Annotated in this window: 14 protein-coding genes and 1 pseudogene; 9 read left to right on the top strand and 6 right to left on the bottom strand. The window is 71.6% G+C overall.

Annotated elements, in window-relative coordinates:
• Nucleotides 1-49: 49 nt before the first annotated feature.
• On the bottom strand, nucleotides 50-478 hold the full coding sequence (locus tag ACTWQO_RS20975; RefSeq protein WP_443238846.1) for a CBS domain-containing protein: 429 nt from the start codon (nucleotides 476-478) through the stop codon (nucleotides 50-52).
• A gap of 188 nt (nucleotides 479-666) precedes the next feature.
• Nucleotides 667-1,299: a uridine kinase gene (locus ACTWQO_RS20970; protein WP_443238845.1), complete on the bottom strand. Its 633-nt coding sequence runs from the start codon at nucleotides 1,297-1,299 to the stop codon at nucleotides 667-669.
• An 89-nt stretch (nucleotides 1,300-1,388) separates the two neighbouring features.
• Here ACTWQO_RS20970 and ACTWQO_RS20965 point away from each other — a divergent pair, with 89 nt between their 5' ends.
• From ACTWQO_RS20965 to ACTWQO_RS20955, 3 genes are all read left to right on the top strand, one after another.
• The gene (locus tag ACTWQO_RS20965) at nucleotides 1,389-2,078 is read left to right on the top strand and encodes a DUF2293 domain-containing protein (protein ID WP_443238844.1); all 690 of its coding nucleotides are present in this window, start codon (nucleotides 1,389-1,391) and stop codon (nucleotides 2,076-2,078) included.
• A gap of 153 nt (nucleotides 2,079-2,231) precedes the next feature.
• Nucleotides 2,232-2,714 carry an anthrone oxygenase family protein gene (locus ACTWQO_RS20960; RefSeq protein WP_443238843.1) on the top strand — a complete coding sequence of 161 codons (483 nt, stop codon included), beginning with the start codon at nucleotides 2,232-2,234 and terminating at the stop codon, nucleotides 2,712-2,714.
• Nucleotides 2,715-2,858: 144 nt separating this feature from the next.
• Entirely contained in the window at nucleotides 2,859-4,346 is a 1,488-nt protein-coding gene (locus ACTWQO_RS20955; RefSeq protein ID WP_443238842.1) for a glutamate synthase subunit beta, read from the top strand.
• Between the two features lie 29 nt (nucleotides 4,347-4,375).
• Here the strand turns inward: ACTWQO_RS20955 and ACTWQO_RS20950 are convergent, their stop codons facing one another.
• A complete protein-coding gene (locus tag ACTWQO_RS20950) occupies nucleotides 4,376-4,888 on the bottom strand; it encodes a carboxymuconolactone decarboxylase family protein (protein ID WP_443238841.1) in 513 nt (170 codons plus the stop codon).
• Between the two features lie 47 nt (nucleotides 4,889-4,935).
• Between ACTWQO_RS20950 and pdxR the strand changes: the two genes are divergently transcribed.
• The 4 genes from pdxR (at nucleotide 4,936) to ACTWQO_RS20930 (ending at nucleotide 10,587) form a co-directional block, all read left to right on the top strand.
• Nucleotides 4,936-6,381 (top strand): MocR-like pyridoxine biosynthesis transcription factor PdxR, encoded by a 1,446-nt coding sequence (pdxR, locus tag ACTWQO_RS20945; protein WP_443238840.1) that lies wholly within the window; start codon nucleotides 4,936-4,938, stop codon nucleotides 6,379-6,381.
• Nucleotides 6,382-6,643: 262 nt separating this feature from the next.
• The gene (locus tag ACTWQO_RS20940) at nucleotides 6,644-8,830 is read left to right on the top strand and encodes a PEP/pyruvate-binding domain-containing protein (RefSeq protein WP_443238839.1); all 2,187 of its coding nucleotides are present in this window, start codon (nucleotides 6,644-6,646) and stop codon (nucleotides 8,828-8,830) included.
• Nucleotides 8,827-9,747, top strand: coding sequence for a hypothetical protein (locus tag ACTWQO_RS20935; protein ID WP_443238838.1), 921 nt, complete (start codon nucleotides 8,827-8,829; stop codon nucleotides 9,745-9,747). Before ACTWQO_RS20940 ends, ACTWQO_RS20935 begins: the two co-directional genes overlap by 4 nt.
• Nucleotides 9,748-9,882: 135 nt before the next feature.
• Nucleotides 9,883-10,587 carry a protein-tyrosine phosphatase family protein gene (locus tag ACTWQO_RS20930; RefSeq protein ID WP_443238837.1) on the top strand — a complete coding sequence of 235 codons (705 nt, stop codon included), beginning with the start codon at nucleotides 9,883-9,885 and terminating at the stop codon, nucleotides 10,585-10,587.
• Between the two features lie 46 nt (nucleotides 10,588-10,633).
• On the opposite strand, the gene ACTWQO_RS20925 is transcribed toward ACTWQO_RS20930, so the two are convergent.
• The 3 genes from ACTWQO_RS20925 to ACTWQO_RS20915 all read right to left on the bottom strand — a co-directional run bounded on the left by ACTWQO_RS20925 (nucleotide 10,634) and on the right by ACTWQO_RS20915 (nucleotide 12,650).
• Nucleotides 10,634-11,449: an SAM-dependent methyltransferase gene (locus tag ACTWQO_RS20925; RefSeq protein WP_443238836.1), complete on the bottom strand. Its 816-nt coding sequence runs from the start codon at nucleotides 11,447-11,449 to the stop codon at nucleotides 10,634-10,636.
• Nucleotides 11,450-11,534: 85 nt separating this feature from the next.
• Complete coding sequence (locus tag ACTWQO_RS20920; protein WP_301979101.1) at nucleotides 11,535-11,789, bottom strand: DUF397 domain-containing protein; 255 nt, start codon at nucleotides 11,787-11,789, stop codon at nucleotides 11,535-11,537.
• Nucleotides 11,790-12,650: a helix-turn-helix domain-containing protein gene (locus ACTWQO_RS20915; protein ID WP_443238835.1), complete on the bottom strand. Its 861-nt coding sequence runs from the start codon at nucleotides 12,648-12,650 to the stop codon at nucleotides 11,790-11,792.
• Between the two features lie 200 nt (nucleotides 12,651-12,850).
• On the opposite strand from ACTWQO_RS20915, the pseudogene ACTWQO_RS20910 reads away from it, so the two are divergent.
• Nucleotides 12,851-13,456: pseudogene (locus tag ACTWQO_RS20910) on the top strand (ATP-binding protein); the annotation flags it as partial.
• 233 nt (nucleotides 13,457-13,689) lie between these two features.
• Nucleotides 13,690-14,133: a hypothetical protein gene (locus tag ACTWQO_RS20905; protein WP_443238834.1), complete on the top strand. Its 444-nt coding sequence runs from the start codon at nucleotides 13,690-13,692 to the stop codon at nucleotides 14,131-14,133.
• The last annotated feature ends 26 nt before the right edge of the window (nucleotides 14,134-14,159 follow it).

The following is a 14,159-nucleotide window of genomic DNA, read 5'->3' as shown; positions in this document are numbered from 1 at the left end:
CGTCCGGGCGGGGGCGGCGTGAGCCGGCCGATCGAGGTGATCGAGCGGGTCAGCGCGTGGGGGTCCTCGCATAGACGGACTCGGCCCAGGTGGCGATCTGGTCCTCCGTCAGGTGCTGGGCCAGATCGGCCTCGCTGATCATGCCGACCAGGCGCTTGTTGTCGATGACGGGGAGCCGGCGGATCTGGTGCTCCTGCATCTCGTGGAGTACGTCGCTGACATCGGCGTTCGCCGGGATCCAGCGAGGGGTGCCCTGGGCCATTTCGCCGGCGGTGACCTTGGCCGGGTCGCGGCCCATGGCCACGCAGCCGACGACGATGTCGCGGTCGGTGAGGATGCCGCAGAGCCGGTCGTTCGAGTCGCCGATGGGCAGGGCTCCGACGTTGAGCTCGCGCATCAGCTGGGCGGCGCGGTCGAGGGTCTCGTGGGCGGGGATCCACTGGGCGCCGCGGTGCATGATGTCTCCGGCGGTGGTCATGGGCGTACCTCCCGATGCCGGACGGCCGGCGCGGCGCGGAACGCACCGCTAGTCCCGGCGCCCCTCATTCTCGCCGTGTAGCCGGGCGGATGCACCCGGAACGTCGGGATGACGTTCGAGCGCCGGGGGGGGCGAGCGTCGGACCGAGGGCTTCGCGCATACACGCATACAAGAGGAGGTGCGCCCAGTCAGCCGCGCCAGGCCGGATGCCGGGGGTCGTCGGCGCGCACCAGGACGTCGGCCGTGCCGGCGGGGTCCGTCTCGTCCTCGTAGCGCTCGAAGGCGGGGAGGGTCCACTGCTCGGCCTCGGGAGTACGGCGGCGGAGAGCGCCGGACGTAAGGCGGACGTGGACGGACAGGTCGAAGGGGAACCAGTGGCGCAGCAGGAGGGGACCGTGGAGCAACAGGACGCCACCGGGCGGGAGTTGGACGTAGGGGCTGCGGGTCGCTCGGTCGGTGGCCGGGTCCCAAAGATCCGGCAGGACGCGGCCGTCGCCGGAGGGTTCGAGGGGGCCGAAGACCTCGCGCCATACTGCGCCGGTGTCGAACCAGCCGTTGTAGTAGGCCTCGACGTCCCGGTGGCCATATTCCAGACGTACCGAGGCGGGGCGCAGAAAGCCCTCCATGCCCACGACGAGTGAGGGGCGGCCGCGTAGGCGCAGTGCTTCGCAGACGCGTTCGGCGAGGTCTCCCGGGCGGGCGGCCGGGGCGCCGTCGAAGGCGACGCGGGGCCACGGGCCGCCGTCGGCCGTCTTCAGATCGAGCAGCCGCTCGGCCAGGAGATCGCCGAGCCGCTCCCAGGTGATCGCTTCGAGTCGCACACGGCCATGATGCGCCCGTTCCCGGTCAGCGGTGACGGGGGGCGGGAATCCGGTGTGGATCGTGGGTCACCGGCGGGAAGGAAGCGCCTATGGCACCCCTGGCAACTTCCGTGCACCGCGCCGGACTTCTGGTCTTCCAGCCGATCAAGAGACGGAGCTGCTCCGCATGTCACCGCGGGCCGCTGCAACTGCTCGTCATGGAGGAGGGCGCGCCGCGGTGTCTCGACTGTGCCGACCTCGGGCATCTGGTCTTTCTGCCGCGGGGCGACACGGCGTTGACGCGCAGGTCTCGGGAGGAGAGTGGGCTGTCGGCGGTCGTCGTGCGGTTCAACCGGCGCCAGAGTCGGTATGAGCGGCAGGGCGTTCTGGTCGAGGAGGCGGCGCTCGCGCGGGCGGAGCAGCGGTGTCTGGTGGACGCGGAGGCACGGCGGCGGCGCCGGGTGCGGGACGCCGCGCGGCGGGCGGCGGAGGATCTGCGGTTCACGGAGGTGTTCGCGGGCGAGATACGGCGGCTGTTTCCAGGCTGCCCACAGGAGCGGGCGTGGGAGATCGCGGCGCATGCGTCCGTGCGGGGCAGTGGGCGCGTGGGGCGGAGTGCGGCGGGGCGGGCGCTGTCCGAGGGGGCGGTGACGTCGGCGGTCGTGGCGTCCGTGCGGCATGTGGACACGCCGTACGACCAACTGCTGATGAGCGGGGTTCCGCGCCATGAGGCGCGGCGGCGGATCGCGGCGGACGTGGAGGCGCGGCTGGGGGCTTGGCGAGCGGTGGGGGTGGTCTGAGGTCGGCCGACTGCTCCGAGTGAGTGTCCGGTTCTGGACTCTCGCGTATGTCGTCGCGCGGATGAGCCATGGTCACTGATCTCGTACGGGATTTCACTTGTGGTGACGGAAGGTGCCGGGCAGGTCTCGGCCGACGTGGGAGTGGGTGTTGAGATGACGATCGACGGGCCGTACTTCGTGCTGACGGTGCTGGGCGTGGTGGGCACCGGGCTGGTGGCCGGGGTCTTCTGCGCGTTCTCGACCTTCGTGATGCAGGGGCTGGCCGCGCTGCCGCCCGCGCAGGGAGTCGCCGCGATGAAGGCGATCAACGTGACCGCGCTGCGCCCTGCGTTCATGCTGGTGTTCATCGGCTCCGCTGTGCTGTGCGCGGTGATCACGGTGGTGACGTTCGTGCTGTGGCCGGACGAGGGCACCGTGGAGTTGCTGATCGGCAGTGCGCTGTATCTGTTCGGATCGTTCGGGCTGACGATGATCGCGAACGTGCCGCGCAACGAGGCGTTGATGAAGCTGGACGCCGGTACTCCGGAGGCGGCCGCGTACTGGCCGACGTATGTGCGCGAGTGGACGGCCTGGAATCACGTCCGCATGGTCGCCTCGGCCGGCGCGGCGGTGGCGTATGTGCTGGCCATCGCTTGAGGGAGCCCGTGCCTCATCGCGGGAAACCCGGCGAGAAAGCGCTGTCCGGCACTCTGCGGGCGTGGCCGGAGGGACGTATCGTGGCCGAAAGAGTGCCGCCCGATGACGCACGGCCTGTCACACGCGTATCTGAGGAAGACGGCCATGGCCGATCCCAAGGGTTTCCTGACCACGCCTCGCGAGGACTGGCCCCGCAGGCCCGTCGAGGAGCGGGTCCGGGACTGGGACGAGGTGTATGTCCCCGGGGCGTTGCTGCCCATCATCAGCAAGCAGGCCGACCGCTGTATGGACTGCGGGATCCCGTTCTGCCACGAGGCGTGTCCGCTCGGCAATCTGATCCCGGAGTGGAACGACCTCGTCTCCCGGGAGGACTGGCGGGCGGCCGCCGACCGGCTGCACGCCACCAACAACTTCCCCGAGTTCACCGGCCGGTTGTGCCCGGCGCCCTGCGAGGCGGGCTGTGTGCTGGCCATCAACCAGCCCGCGGTCACGATCAAGAACGTCGAGTGTGCCATCGCCGACCGGGCCTGGGAGGAGGGTTTCGCGCCGCCGCAGCCGCCGGACCGGCTCTCCGGGCGGACGGTCGCGGTGATCGGGTCGGGGCCCACCGGGCTCGCCGCCGCACAGCAGTTGACCCGGGCGGGCCATACGGTCGTCGTGTACGAGAAGGACGACCGGCTGGGCGGGCTGATGCGGTACGGCATCCCCGAGTTCAAGATGGAGAAACGGCATCTGGAGCGGCGGCTGGAGCAGATGCGGGCCGAGGGCACGAAGTTCCGTACATCGACGGCGGTGGGGCGGGATGTCGGCGCCGCGGAGCTGCGGGCGCGGTACGACGCCGTCGTGATCGCGACGGGAGCGACCGCGTGGCGTGAACTTCCCGTACCCGGGCGGGAGTTGGCCGGAATACAGCAGGCGATGGAGTATCTGCCGCTGGCCAACCGGGTGTGCGAGGGGGATCTGGAGTCCTCGCCGATGTCGGCGGCCGGGAAGCATGTCGTCATCGTCGGTGGCGGTGACACCGGGGCGGACTGTCTGGGCACGGCAGTGCGGGAAGGCGCCGCGTCCGTCACGCAGTTGGACATCTACACCCAGCCGGGCGTGGAACGGGACGAGGATGTCGAGCCCTGGCCCACGTATCCGAAGATCTACCGGCTGTCGGCCGCGCACGAGGAGGCCGGTGAGCTGCGGACGGCGCCGGCGGCGGATGCGGACGCACGGCTGTTCGCGGCGTCCACGCTCCGCTTCACCGGCGACGACAGTGGGCATGTGCGGTCACTGCACCTGGTCGAGGTGGACGCGCAGCGGCGGCCGTTGCCGGGCACCGGGCGGATGCTGCCCGCCGATCTTGTGCTGCTGGCCCTCGGGTTCTCCGGGCCCGATCGGGGGGACGGGCTCGTCGACCAGTTGGGGCTGACGATGGAGGCCCGGGGCACGGTCACGCGGGATGCCGACTTCGCCACGAACGTCCCCGGCGTGTTCGTCGCCGGGGACGCCGCGCGGGGGCAGTCGCTGATCGTGTGGGCGATCGCGGAGGGGCGGGCGGTGGCGGCTGCCGTCGACCGTCATCTGACGGGGAGTTCGCGACTGCCGGCGCCGATCGGGCCGTATGACCGGCCGATGGTGGTGTAGGGGCTGGGCACAAGGGCCTTGGGTGCGGTTCAGCGTTCGTCCGTGCCCGCCACCTTCCCCGTCGACAGGGCCACGCGGTTCCACGTGTTGATCGTGAAGATCAGGGCGAGTACGTGGGCGAGTTCCTCCTCGTCGAAGTGAGCCGCTGCCTCCGCGTAGACGTCGTCCGGGACGCCTCCGTCGGCGATCAGGGTGACCGCTTCTGTGAGGGCGAGGGCGGCTTGTTCCTGTGGGGTGAAGAAGTGCCGGGCCTCGCGCCAGACCGGGACCATGTGGAGCCGGTCCTCGCTCTCGCCGGCCCTGCGGGCGTCGTTGGTGTGCATGTGGAGGCAGTAGGCGCAGTGGTTGAGGTGCGAGGCACGGATCTGGATGAGTTCGACGAGGGCCGGGTCGAGGCCCTCGCGGGCGGCGGCGTCGAAGCCGATGAGGGCGCGGAAGACCTTCGGGGCGGTCTTGGCGAAGTTGATGCGGGTCTTTTCGGCCATGGCCCCCACGGCCGGCATGGTCGCAGCGGAGGCGGTTGTCGTCGTGTTCGTCGTCATGTGCATCAATCTATGAAGCCGAAAGACCGGCTGTAGGGTGCATTTCCATGACGGAATCGTGGGTCAATTCCGCGGAGCGCATCGGCGCCGACCTGCATCTGGAGCTGTCGGGGCCGGGTGGGCGGCGGGCCGCGCTGATCCGGGCGCTGCGCGATGCCGTGCGCAGTGGGCGGCTCGCTCCGGGCACCCGGCTGCCGCCGTACCGTTCGCTCGCCGCCGATCTCGGCGTGGCCCGCAACACGGTGGCCGACGCGTACGCGGAACTGGTCGCTGAGGGCTGGCTCACCGCCCGTCAGGGCTCGGGCACACGGGTCGCCATGGGGGTACCTCCCACGCCTTTAAGGCAGTGGGGGAGGGCCGAGCCCCTGCGACACGCCGAGCGGGTGCCCAAAAAGGCACCTCCACGCGCGCGTGGACCACGGCACGACCTCAGACAGGGCACCCCGGACGCGTCGGCCTTCCCGCGCGCGGCCTGGCTGGCCTCCTACCGGCGGGCCCTCCAGCAGGCGCCGAACGAGGTGTTCGGGCCCGGTGATCCGGCCGGGCGGCGTGAGGTGCGGGAGGCGCTCACCGAATATCTGGCACGCGCGCGTGGCGTACGCACCGAGCCGGGCCGGATCGTCATCTGCTCCGGTTTCGCGCACGCCCTCCGGCTGCTGTTCGGGGGCGGCGTGCTGCGCGGACCGGTGGCGGTGGAGGCGTACGGACTGGCCTTCCACCGGGAACTGCTGCAGTCGGCGGGGGTCCGGACCGTGCCGCTCCCCCTGGACGACGACGGCGCCCGCGTCGACCTCCTGGCGCGCGAGCGCGCGGTCCTGCTGACGCCCGCGCATCAGTTCCCCACCGGCGGACCACTGCACGCCGAGCGACGGGCGGCCACCGTCGACTGGGCACGCGCGCGGGGCGGGGTGGTTCTGGAGGACGACTACGACGGGGAGTTCCGCTACGACCGCAAGCCCGTCGGCGCCGTCCAGGGCCTCGACCCCGAGCGGGTGATCCACATCGGCTCGGTCAGCAAGAGCCTGTCGCCAGCGCTGCGGCTGGGCTGGATGGTGCTTCCGGAGCGGTACGTGGGCGCCGTACTCGAGGCCAAGGGCGAGCGGGAGGCATGGGCGAGCGTTCTCGATCAGCTGAGCCTGGCCGACTTCATCGTCTCCGGGGCGTACGACCGTCATGTGCGGCGTATGCGGCAGCGGTACCGGAGCCGCCGTGACCGGCTCGTCGCGGCGCTCGCCGAGCACGCGCCGCACATCGAGGTCACCGGCGTGGCGGCCGGACTGCACGCCGTGCTCAGACTGCCGCCCGGCACCGAGCGGTCCGCCGTCAAGGCCGCCACCTGGCAAGGCGTCGCGCTGGACGGACTCGCCGAGTTCCGGCACCCGGAGACGGACATGCCGGCCGTCGACGGACTCGTCGTGGGCTACGCGACGCCCTCGGAGCACGCGTACGGGGCGGCGCTGGAGGCGCTGTGCGGCGTATTGCCGTCGGCATGAGCCACTGGCCGCCCCGGTCGAGCCCCGGGGCGGAAGTACTTCCGCCCCGGGCCGGAAGTAATTCGCATATGGCCGGAATATGACTCAGGCCTGTCATGTTGGACAACAGAAGTGGGATCCTTGATCCCAGGAGGCGCGTCGTTGCCGTCACCGGATCTCGTCCGGTCCCGACAGGGACCCGCCCCATCCTTCGTTCCGCCGTCAGGCGCAGGGCCACCCCAGCGCGTCCCCCCTGTTGGCGGCCGGTCCTGGAGGGTGTTCGATGACGACGATCGACGAACGTCACGGAGATGGTGCGCGGGGCAGGGAAGAGCCCCGGGGCGAGGTGACCCTGGGCCCCGTCGAGGCCTACGGCCCGGCCGTGATCGCCCTGGAGCAGCCCACCGCCGCACTCTCCCGCCTCACGGGTTCCAAGGCTGCGAACCTGGCCCGCGCGGCCCGCGCCGGCCTGCCGGTACTCCCCGGCTTCGTGATTCCCAGCAGAGCGGGCGATGACCCTAGAGCCCTGCGAGAGGCCTGGCAGGACCTCTCGTACGGCGGCACGCGCCCACTGGTCGTACGGTCCTCCTCTCCGCAGGAGGACACCGAGGAGTCGTCCCTGGCGGGCCAGTTCGACTCCGTACTCGACGTACGCGGCTGGCGGGACTTCCGTACGGCCGTACAGACCGTGCTCGATTCGGCGCACCGGCCCGACGGGTCCAGGGCACCCATGGCGGTGCTGGTGCAACCCATGCTGACGGCCCGGGTCGGCGGGGTGGTGTTCGGTGCCGACCCGGTCGGGGGGCGGGCCGACCGCATGCTGGTGAGCGCGGTGCGCGGCGGCCCGGACAGCCTGGTCAGCGGGGCGCAGACGGGCACCAATCATTGGCTGAGCAGGAGCGGACGGGTACGGCGCACGGAGGCGCCGGAGGCCGGTTCGCCGCTCACCCGCACCGAGTTGTTCCGGCTGGCGCGTCTTGCGCGGCAGGCACGGCAGGTGTTCGGCGGGCCGCAGGACATCGAGTTCGGGTTCGACGAGGACGGGCGGCTGTGGCTGTTCCAGAGCCGGCCGATCACGGCGATGGCGGCACGTCCCGCGCGCGGGGCCCGGCTGCTCGGGCCCGGGCCGGTCGCGGAGACGTTGCCCGGTCAACTGGAGCCGCTGGAGGAGGACCTGTGGGTGGCGCCCATGGCCCGCGGGCTCGCCGCCGCGCTCGACATCGGGGGCAGCGCGCCGCGCCGGCTGCTGCGGACCACACCGGTGGTCACCACGGCGGGCGGACGGGCCGCCGCCGACCTGCGGCTGCTCGGCGCGATTCCGCCGAGGCACCGGTGGCTCGCGCTGCTCAACCCGGCACCGGGGGCGCGCAGGCTCGGTGCCGCCTGGCGGGTGGGCCGCCTCACCTCGGCGCTGCCCGGCCTGGCGACGGACCTGACGGCCGACGTCGACCGCCATCTCACCGAACTTCCGCCACCCGCCGCGCTGCCCACGCCCGACCTCACGGTCGAGCTCCGCTGGACCCGCGCGGTCCTGGTCTCCCTGCACGCCCAGGAAGCCCTCTCGGGTGCCCTCCTGCCCGAACAGGCCAAGGCCCGCACGGCAGCGGGCGCGGCCCTGACCGCCCTCGCGGCGGCCCGCGCCCGAGGCGTGCCGGACGACCGCGTCGCCGCGACGGATCCGGTGGTACTGGCGCTGACGGCGCCGAGTCTGCGGGGGAACGTCCGGCTTCCGGGACAGCAGGGCACGGCGGCGGGCTCGGGGACCGACGGCTACGCGAACGCCGACGGCCGCACATATGGCGGTGGCTACGCGAAAACCGACGGTCGCACACACAGCAATGGCTACGCGAAAACCGACGGCACCACCGCCGCATCCCCACGCCCCCACCCCCCACCCCGCGAAGCCCTCCGCCTCCGTATCCGCTGGGTACAGGAGCTCCAGGTGCGCCTGGTCCGCGAAGCGGCCCGGCGACTCGCCCTGGATGTGGAGCGCGTCGGGCTGCTCCGCTGGCCCGAGCTGACCGCCGCCCTCGACGGAGCCGCGCTCCCGGCCGATCTGCACGACCGGGTGCCGCAGGCAGAGTCGCCGCCGCTGCCGGACGCGTTCCGGCTCGCGGACGGCGGGGTCGTCGTCGCCGAGCGGAGTGGCCGGCGCCGTGGCGAGGACGGCGCACGAGGCGTGTCCGCGGGGCGCGCGGTCGGAACGGTCTGGGACGGGACCGGCACCCGGCCGCCGGACGCGGTGCTCGTCGTACGGACACTGGACCCCGCGCTCGCTCCGCTGCTGCCCCGCCTCACCGGACTGGTCGCGCAGACCGGCAGCCCGCTGTCGCATCTGGCGGTGCTGGCCCGTGAGCTGGGGCTGCCCGCGGTGGTCGGCGCCACCGACGCCGTACGCCGCTTCCCTCCCGGCACCCGCCTAACCGTCGACGGGACGACCGGAGGCGTCGACACATGGGAGGGGCCATGAGGCGCATCGCGTTCGTCTTCGGGGCCCTGGCCGCCGCGGGAGCCGGGACCTACCTGGTCGTGTACCTGTACCGGTGGCAGTGGCAGCGCGCCATCCTGTGCGGGGTGCTGCTGCTGATCGTCGAGGTCATGCTGCTCGGCATCGTGATGCTGGGCCGGCTGGCCCGGATCGAGGAGCGGGTACGTGACACCGACCGGCGGCAGCGGGAGCTGACCGCGCGGCAGGAGGACGTACTGACCCGGCTGCGCACCAGCGCGCCCGAGCCGGAGAGCAACGGCCGGTTCCGCTGGCTGGACGACCCCGCCGAGCGGACGTACGTCTTCGTGCCGGTCCTCATGGTCGCCGGTGTCGCGCTGTCCGGGCTCGCCTGGGCGGTACAGCGGGTGGCGACGGCGACGTCCCGTCCGGCGGAGCGGCGGCTCGCGGGGCGGGCGGCCGTCCTCAGCGCGCCCGGCCCGGACATCGGCGACGACCTGGAGGATCTGCCGCCGCCGGGCACTAGACGCTTCCAGGCGGGCACGGCGCGTGTCGCCACCGTCATCGTCGTCGGCGTCGCACTGCTCGCCGCGCTCGTCGTCGGGCTGGCCGACCTCACCCAGACCCGGGCGGAGCCGGAGAACACCGGCAGGGCGACGTCCGTGCTCTTCCAGGTCGACACCCGCGACGCAAGCATGACAACAGAGCGCCGGTCTCTCGCCGCCCAGCAGCTCTGGGAGCGGTGCCGGGACTCCACCTCCATCCCCCTGCACCATGCGACCCTCGGCGACCTGGGCGACGGACTGTTCGCCGGAGCCGTACGGCCCGCGCTCAGCGAGCACGACCGCTTGCGGCTGCGCGGCTGCCTGGAGGACACGACGCTCGACCGAGCGCACCTCACGGTGGTCGGCATCGGCGACGCCGACGCGCATGACGACTGAGGCGTGGCGGACGAGCACGCCGACGGACATGACAACTGAGACATAGGGCACAAAAACGGACACATCGAACAGATGATCACAGGCCCCGGGTTACGATGCCAAAACGCCCTCGTCCCCTAGTCCCCCGGGTCGCCCATGGCTGTCATCACCGCAACCCTGCCCCGCCCTGCCCTCCGCAAGCGCCCGCTGTCGCGGCGTGCACTGCGGATCCTTCTCGGCGTCGTCATCGGCTACCTCGTCCTGTGGGCCGCCGGCGCGGGCGGCATCCTGGGTCTGTCGTACTGGGCGAAGGCCGAGACCCCGGCGCCTGCGGGCACCCGTACCGTCCAGGGCGTCCACAACTTCCAGCCGGTCGACCCCGACGGCAAGCTGTGGCGGGGCGCCGCCCCCTCCCCCGCCGGATACCGCGCGCTGGCGAGCATGGGCTTCGCCACCGTCGTCGACCTGCGCGCCGAGGACCTGAGCGCGGCCCAGCTCTCCGAACCCGGCAAGGCCGGGCTGAAGGCCGTACACCTGCCCATCCGGGACGGGCAGACGCCGACGCCCAAGCAGGTGCAGCACCTGCTCAGCATCGTCTCGAACGCGTCCGGACCGGTGTTCGTGCACTGCGGTGCCGGAGTCGGCCGTACGGGCACGATGGCGGCGGCCTACCTCGTGCAGACCGGTGAGGAGTCGTCGGCGCAGGCGGTCCGGCGCAACCTCGCGGTCGGACCGCCGTCGATCGAGCAGATCTACTACGGCCTGAACCTCAGCCCCAACAAGGCGGAGCAGCCGCCGCTGCCGGTCGTGGCCGTCAGCCGCGTGGTTGACGCACCGCGCCGCATCGCGTCCTGGTTCTGAACCCGCCCGCCGCTCTTACGGCCTGCGTTGAACCCGCCCGCCACTCTTACGGCTTGCGCCCCACCGCCCCATACCCGGGAATGACCCCGTCGTCCTGCCCGGGCACCGGCTCGCCCAGCTCGGGGTGCCACTGGTGGGGCACCTCGACGCCGGGCTCGACCAGTTCGAGGCCGGCGAAGAAGCGGGCGAACTCCTCACGGGAGCGCAGGGCCAGGGTCACACCCGCGGCCTTCATCTTCTCCACCGCCGCCTTCGACTCCTCCGGAGTGAAGTCGGCGGTGGCGTGCGTGACCGTCAGGAAGCTGCCGGACGGCAGCTCGGACAGCAGCCGGCCGACCAGTTCCTGCGCGCCGTCCTCGTCGGAGACGAAGTGCAGCAGGGCGACGAGGGAGAGCGCCACGGGCCGGGTGAAGTCGAGAACCTTCCTGGCGCCCTCGATGATCGCGTCCGGGTCGCGGACGTCGCCCTGGAGGTACTCCGTCACCCCCTCGTCCGTGCCGCGCAGCAGGGCCTCGGCGTGGGCGAGCACGATCGGGTCGTTGTCGCAGTAGACGATGCGCGCGTCGGGCACGATCTCCTGCGCGACCTGATGGAGGTTCGGCTCGGTCGGTATACCCGTGCCGACGTCCAGGAACTGCCGTACGCCGTGCTGGGCCAGCCACCGGGTGGTTCGATGCATGAAGGCCCGGTTGACCCGTGCCATCACCGGGACCCTCGGGTCGAGGGCGAGCATCTGGCGGCCCATGGCCTCGTCGACCGGGTAGTTGTCCTTGCCGCCGAGATACCAGTCGTACATCCGCGCGGGATGCGGCTTGCTGGTGTCGATCTCGACGGCGTTGCGTCCGGTGTCCTGCCCGGTCATGCGGCACCCCGTAAGCGTGTGAGACGGAAAGTGATCAAGTCAGCACCAAAGTTAGGGAAGTTGATGAAGCAATAACATGTGACATTCAAGACAGCAGGAAGTCCGCCTCCCCCGCCTTCGCTCCCTCGATGAAGGCCGTCATCTCATCAGTGGTGTAGATCAGCGCCGGCCCGTCGGGATCGGTAGACTGGCGTACGGCGATCCGGCCGTCGGCCAGCTTCATCGCCTCCAGGCAGTTGCCTCCGTTACCGCCGCTCCACGGCTTGTGCCAGCCTTCGCTGCCCAAGTCCCGCGCGGGCATGCCGTTGTAGACGCGAGGGCGCGGCTTGATGCGATCCATTCACAGCTCCTTGCGGAGATCCCTGAGGATCTCCTTCGTGCGATGTGCTGTAGCGGCCTGCGCCGCCATGCGGTCCATGACCTCGAGGTGGGTCGCCACCTCTTCACGCGCGTCGAGATAGACGGCGCCGGTCAGGTACTCGCTGTAGACCATGTCCGGGAGTTCGGGCATGGCAAATCGGAACAGCACGAAGGGCCCGTACGTGCCGGGGTGCGGCCCGCTGGAGAACGGGGCGACCTGCAGCGTCACGTTGGGCAGCTTCGTGACCTCGAGCAGCTTGTCGATCTGAGCACGCATCACCTCCGGGCCCGCTACGGGGCGACGCAGGGCGGTCTCGTCCATCACCGCCCAGAAGCGGGGCGCGTCAGGACGGGTGAGCAGATCCTGGCGCTGCATGCGCAGCGCGACATGGCGCTCTATGTCCTCGGGGCGGGTCTGGCCGATGGCGCCCGACTTCAGCACTCCGAGGGCGTATTCCTCGGTCTGGAGCAGACCGGGGACGAAATGCGGTTCGTAGCTGCGCATCAGGGCGGCCGCGCCCTCCAGGCTGACGTACATGGAGAACCAGCCGGGCAGGATGTCGTGGAAGCGCTGCCACCAGCCGGGTTTGTTGGCCTCCTCGGCCAACTGCACAAAGGCGTCGGCCTCTTCCTCGGAGACGCCGTAGGACTTCAACAGCAGCTGGAGATACGGGATTTTGAGCCCGACCTCGGCCATCTCCATACGGCGGACGGTGGCGGGGGCGACGCGGAGGATACGGGCGGCCTCCTCACGCTTGAGGCCCGCGCGTTCGCGCAGGTCGAGCAGGCGCCGGCCGAGGACGACCTGACCGACCGTCGGCGCGGACCGAGGCTCGCTCACCCTCCACCTCCACAAAAGATTCCTGACAGCCCGGCGGCGCCATTCGAAGACCTATTCGAAAAGCTGGGTCAACCTTCGAGGTCTCAACTGGCGCCGCTCGACATGCTGTTGCGAGCAGTGTGCCACGGCATTCCACCGCGTCACACAGCACTCTGCATTTTTCAGAGTGGCACTTGCCAAGTGTTCACGGCGGGGCGATAGTGGCAAGCGTGATTCCGTCCGCGCCCTTAGGAACAGACGCCGCCGCAGGCCCCTTCGGCCTCGGTGCGGCCCCGGTAGGAGGCCCTGGTGGGGCCGCAGCCGAGCGCCGGTTCCACTTCGAGCTGGCCGCACATCCGGGCTCGCCCGCCCAGGCGAGACGCCTGACGCGCGCCCGGCTGACCGGCTGGTCGGTGGGCGAGGACACCTGCGACTCGGCGGCGCTGGTCGTCTCCGAGCTGGTCACCAACGCGATTCTGCACACCGCGAGCACCCACATCGTGTGCGAGTTGCACGACGGTGCCGATCTGGTGCGCATAGCCGTCCGCGACGAGGGCTGCGCACCGGGTGAGCCCCACCCGGCCGGCCCGCGGTCCGAGGAGGAGCACGGGAGGGGATTGTTCCTCGTCGACGCGCTGTGCCGGGCCTGGGGCGCCCAGGAACACGGTCCCGGCCTGGTGGTCTGGGCGGAGCTGCCGCGTGAGACCGCCGAGGCCGTCCCGGGCCCGCGGGGCGACCTCGGCTGGGGCGCCCGCCCGAAGCCGGGCCCGTCCGGCGGCTCGACCGGCGGCACGGGCACGGCGGACGGGCATGACAGGGACGCGCACGACAGGGATACGCACACCGGGTACGGGCACGGGGCCGACGCGCAGGGCGCGCACGGACACGGGATCGACCCACATGGCGCGTACAGACACGTGCCCTTCGGATGCGACACACACGCACACGACACATACGCGCACGACAAGTACGACGGACACGGTCAGTACGACGCCCACCAGGCGCCGCAGCACCACGGCCACGCGGCGCGCCCCCACGACGGTCACGGGGCGGGGGCCGAATGGCTGTAGGCGCTGGTCACAGCGGCGGCCGGGTGCTGACCCTGGACACGGTGGTCCGCCTGCGCCGCGGACTGCACACCCCCACAGCACCCCGGCGGCTCCCCGTCCCCGAGGGCATGACCGCCCCCCTCGGCTGTGACGCGGTGGCGGTGCCGGCCCGTCTCGGCCCGCTGGTGCTGCCCCGGCTGCCCCGCGTGGGCTGCGTCTACGCCGACGATGCGCACTGGTGGTGGATCGTTCCGTCCGACTCCGACTACGCCTTGGAGTGGCCGGCCCCCGTGCGCTATGCCACCGGCGCGCTGATCCCGGACGCCCCGCAGGCCCCGGGCCTGATCCACCGGCCGGACGGCAAGGTGCCGTACACCCCGCCGATCCCGCTCTACCTGGCCCTGTGCCGGGTGACGGGCACGACCCCCGTCTGGTCGCGGCCGGTGAGCGCGTAAGCACAGGGCGTACGCCCGCGTGCTTC

This window comes from Streptomyces sp. 4N124 (assembly GCF_052245395.1).
GTDB lineage: Bacteria > Actinomycetota > Actinomycetes > Streptomycetales > Streptomycetaceae > Streptomyces.
The sequence above is the reverse complement of the archived record's forward strand: the minus strand, read 5'-3'. Positions and strand labels throughout refer to the sequence as shown.

What these genes read in the sequence shown, in the direction of transcription:
- ACTWQO_RS20955 (WP_443238842.1), top strand. Translation starts at nt 2,859, where the DNA reads ATGGCCGATCCCAAGGGTTTCCTGACCACGCCTCGCGAGGACTGGCCC.
- ACTWQO_RS20925 (WP_443238836.1), bottom strand. Translation starts at nt 11,449, where the DNA reads ATGACCGGGCAGGACACCGGACGCAACGCCGTCGAGATCGACACCAGC.
- ACTWQO_RS20940 (WP_443238839.1), top strand. Translation starts at nt 6,644, where the DNA reads ATGACGACGATCGACGAACGTCACGGAGATGGTGCGCGGGGCAGGGAA.
- pdxR (WP_443238840.1), top strand. Translation starts at nt 4,936, where the DNA reads ATGACGGAATCGTGGGTCAATTCCGCGGAGCGCATCGGCGCCGACCTG.
- ACTWQO_RS20935 (WP_443238838.1), top strand. Translation starts at nt 8,827, where the DNA reads ATGAGGCGCATCGCGTTCGTCTTCGGGGCCCTGGCCGCCGCGGGAGCC.
- ACTWQO_RS20975 (WP_443238846.1), bottom strand. Translation starts at nt 478, where the DNA reads ATGACCACCGCCGGAGACATCATGCACCGCGGCGCCCAGTGGATCCCC.
- ACTWQO_RS20920 (WP_301979101.1), bottom strand. Translation starts at nt 11,789, where the DNA reads ATGGATCGCATCAAGCCGCGCCCTCGCGTCTACAACGGCATGCCCGCG.
- ACTWQO_RS20930 (WP_443238837.1), top strand. Translation starts at nt 9,883, where the DNA reads ATGGCTGTCATCACCGCAACCCTGCCCCGCCCTGCCCTCCGCAAGCGC.
- ACTWQO_RS20965 (WP_443238844.1), top strand. Translation starts at nt 1,389, where the DNA reads ATGGCACCCCTGGCAACTTCCGTGCACCGCGCCGGACTTCTGGTCTTC.
- ACTWQO_RS20950 (WP_443238841.1), bottom strand. Translation starts at nt 4,888, where the DNA reads ATGACGACGAACACGACGACAACCGCCTCCGCTGCGACCATGCCGGCC.
- ACTWQO_RS20960 (WP_443238843.1), top strand. Translation starts at nt 2,232, where the DNA reads ATGACGATCGACGGGCCGTACTTCGTGCTGACGGTGCTGGGCGTGGTG.
- ACTWQO_RS20905 (WP_443238834.1), top strand. Translation starts at nt 13,690, where the DNA reads ATGGCTGTAGGCGCTGGTCACAGCGGCGGCCGGGTGCTGACCCTGGAC.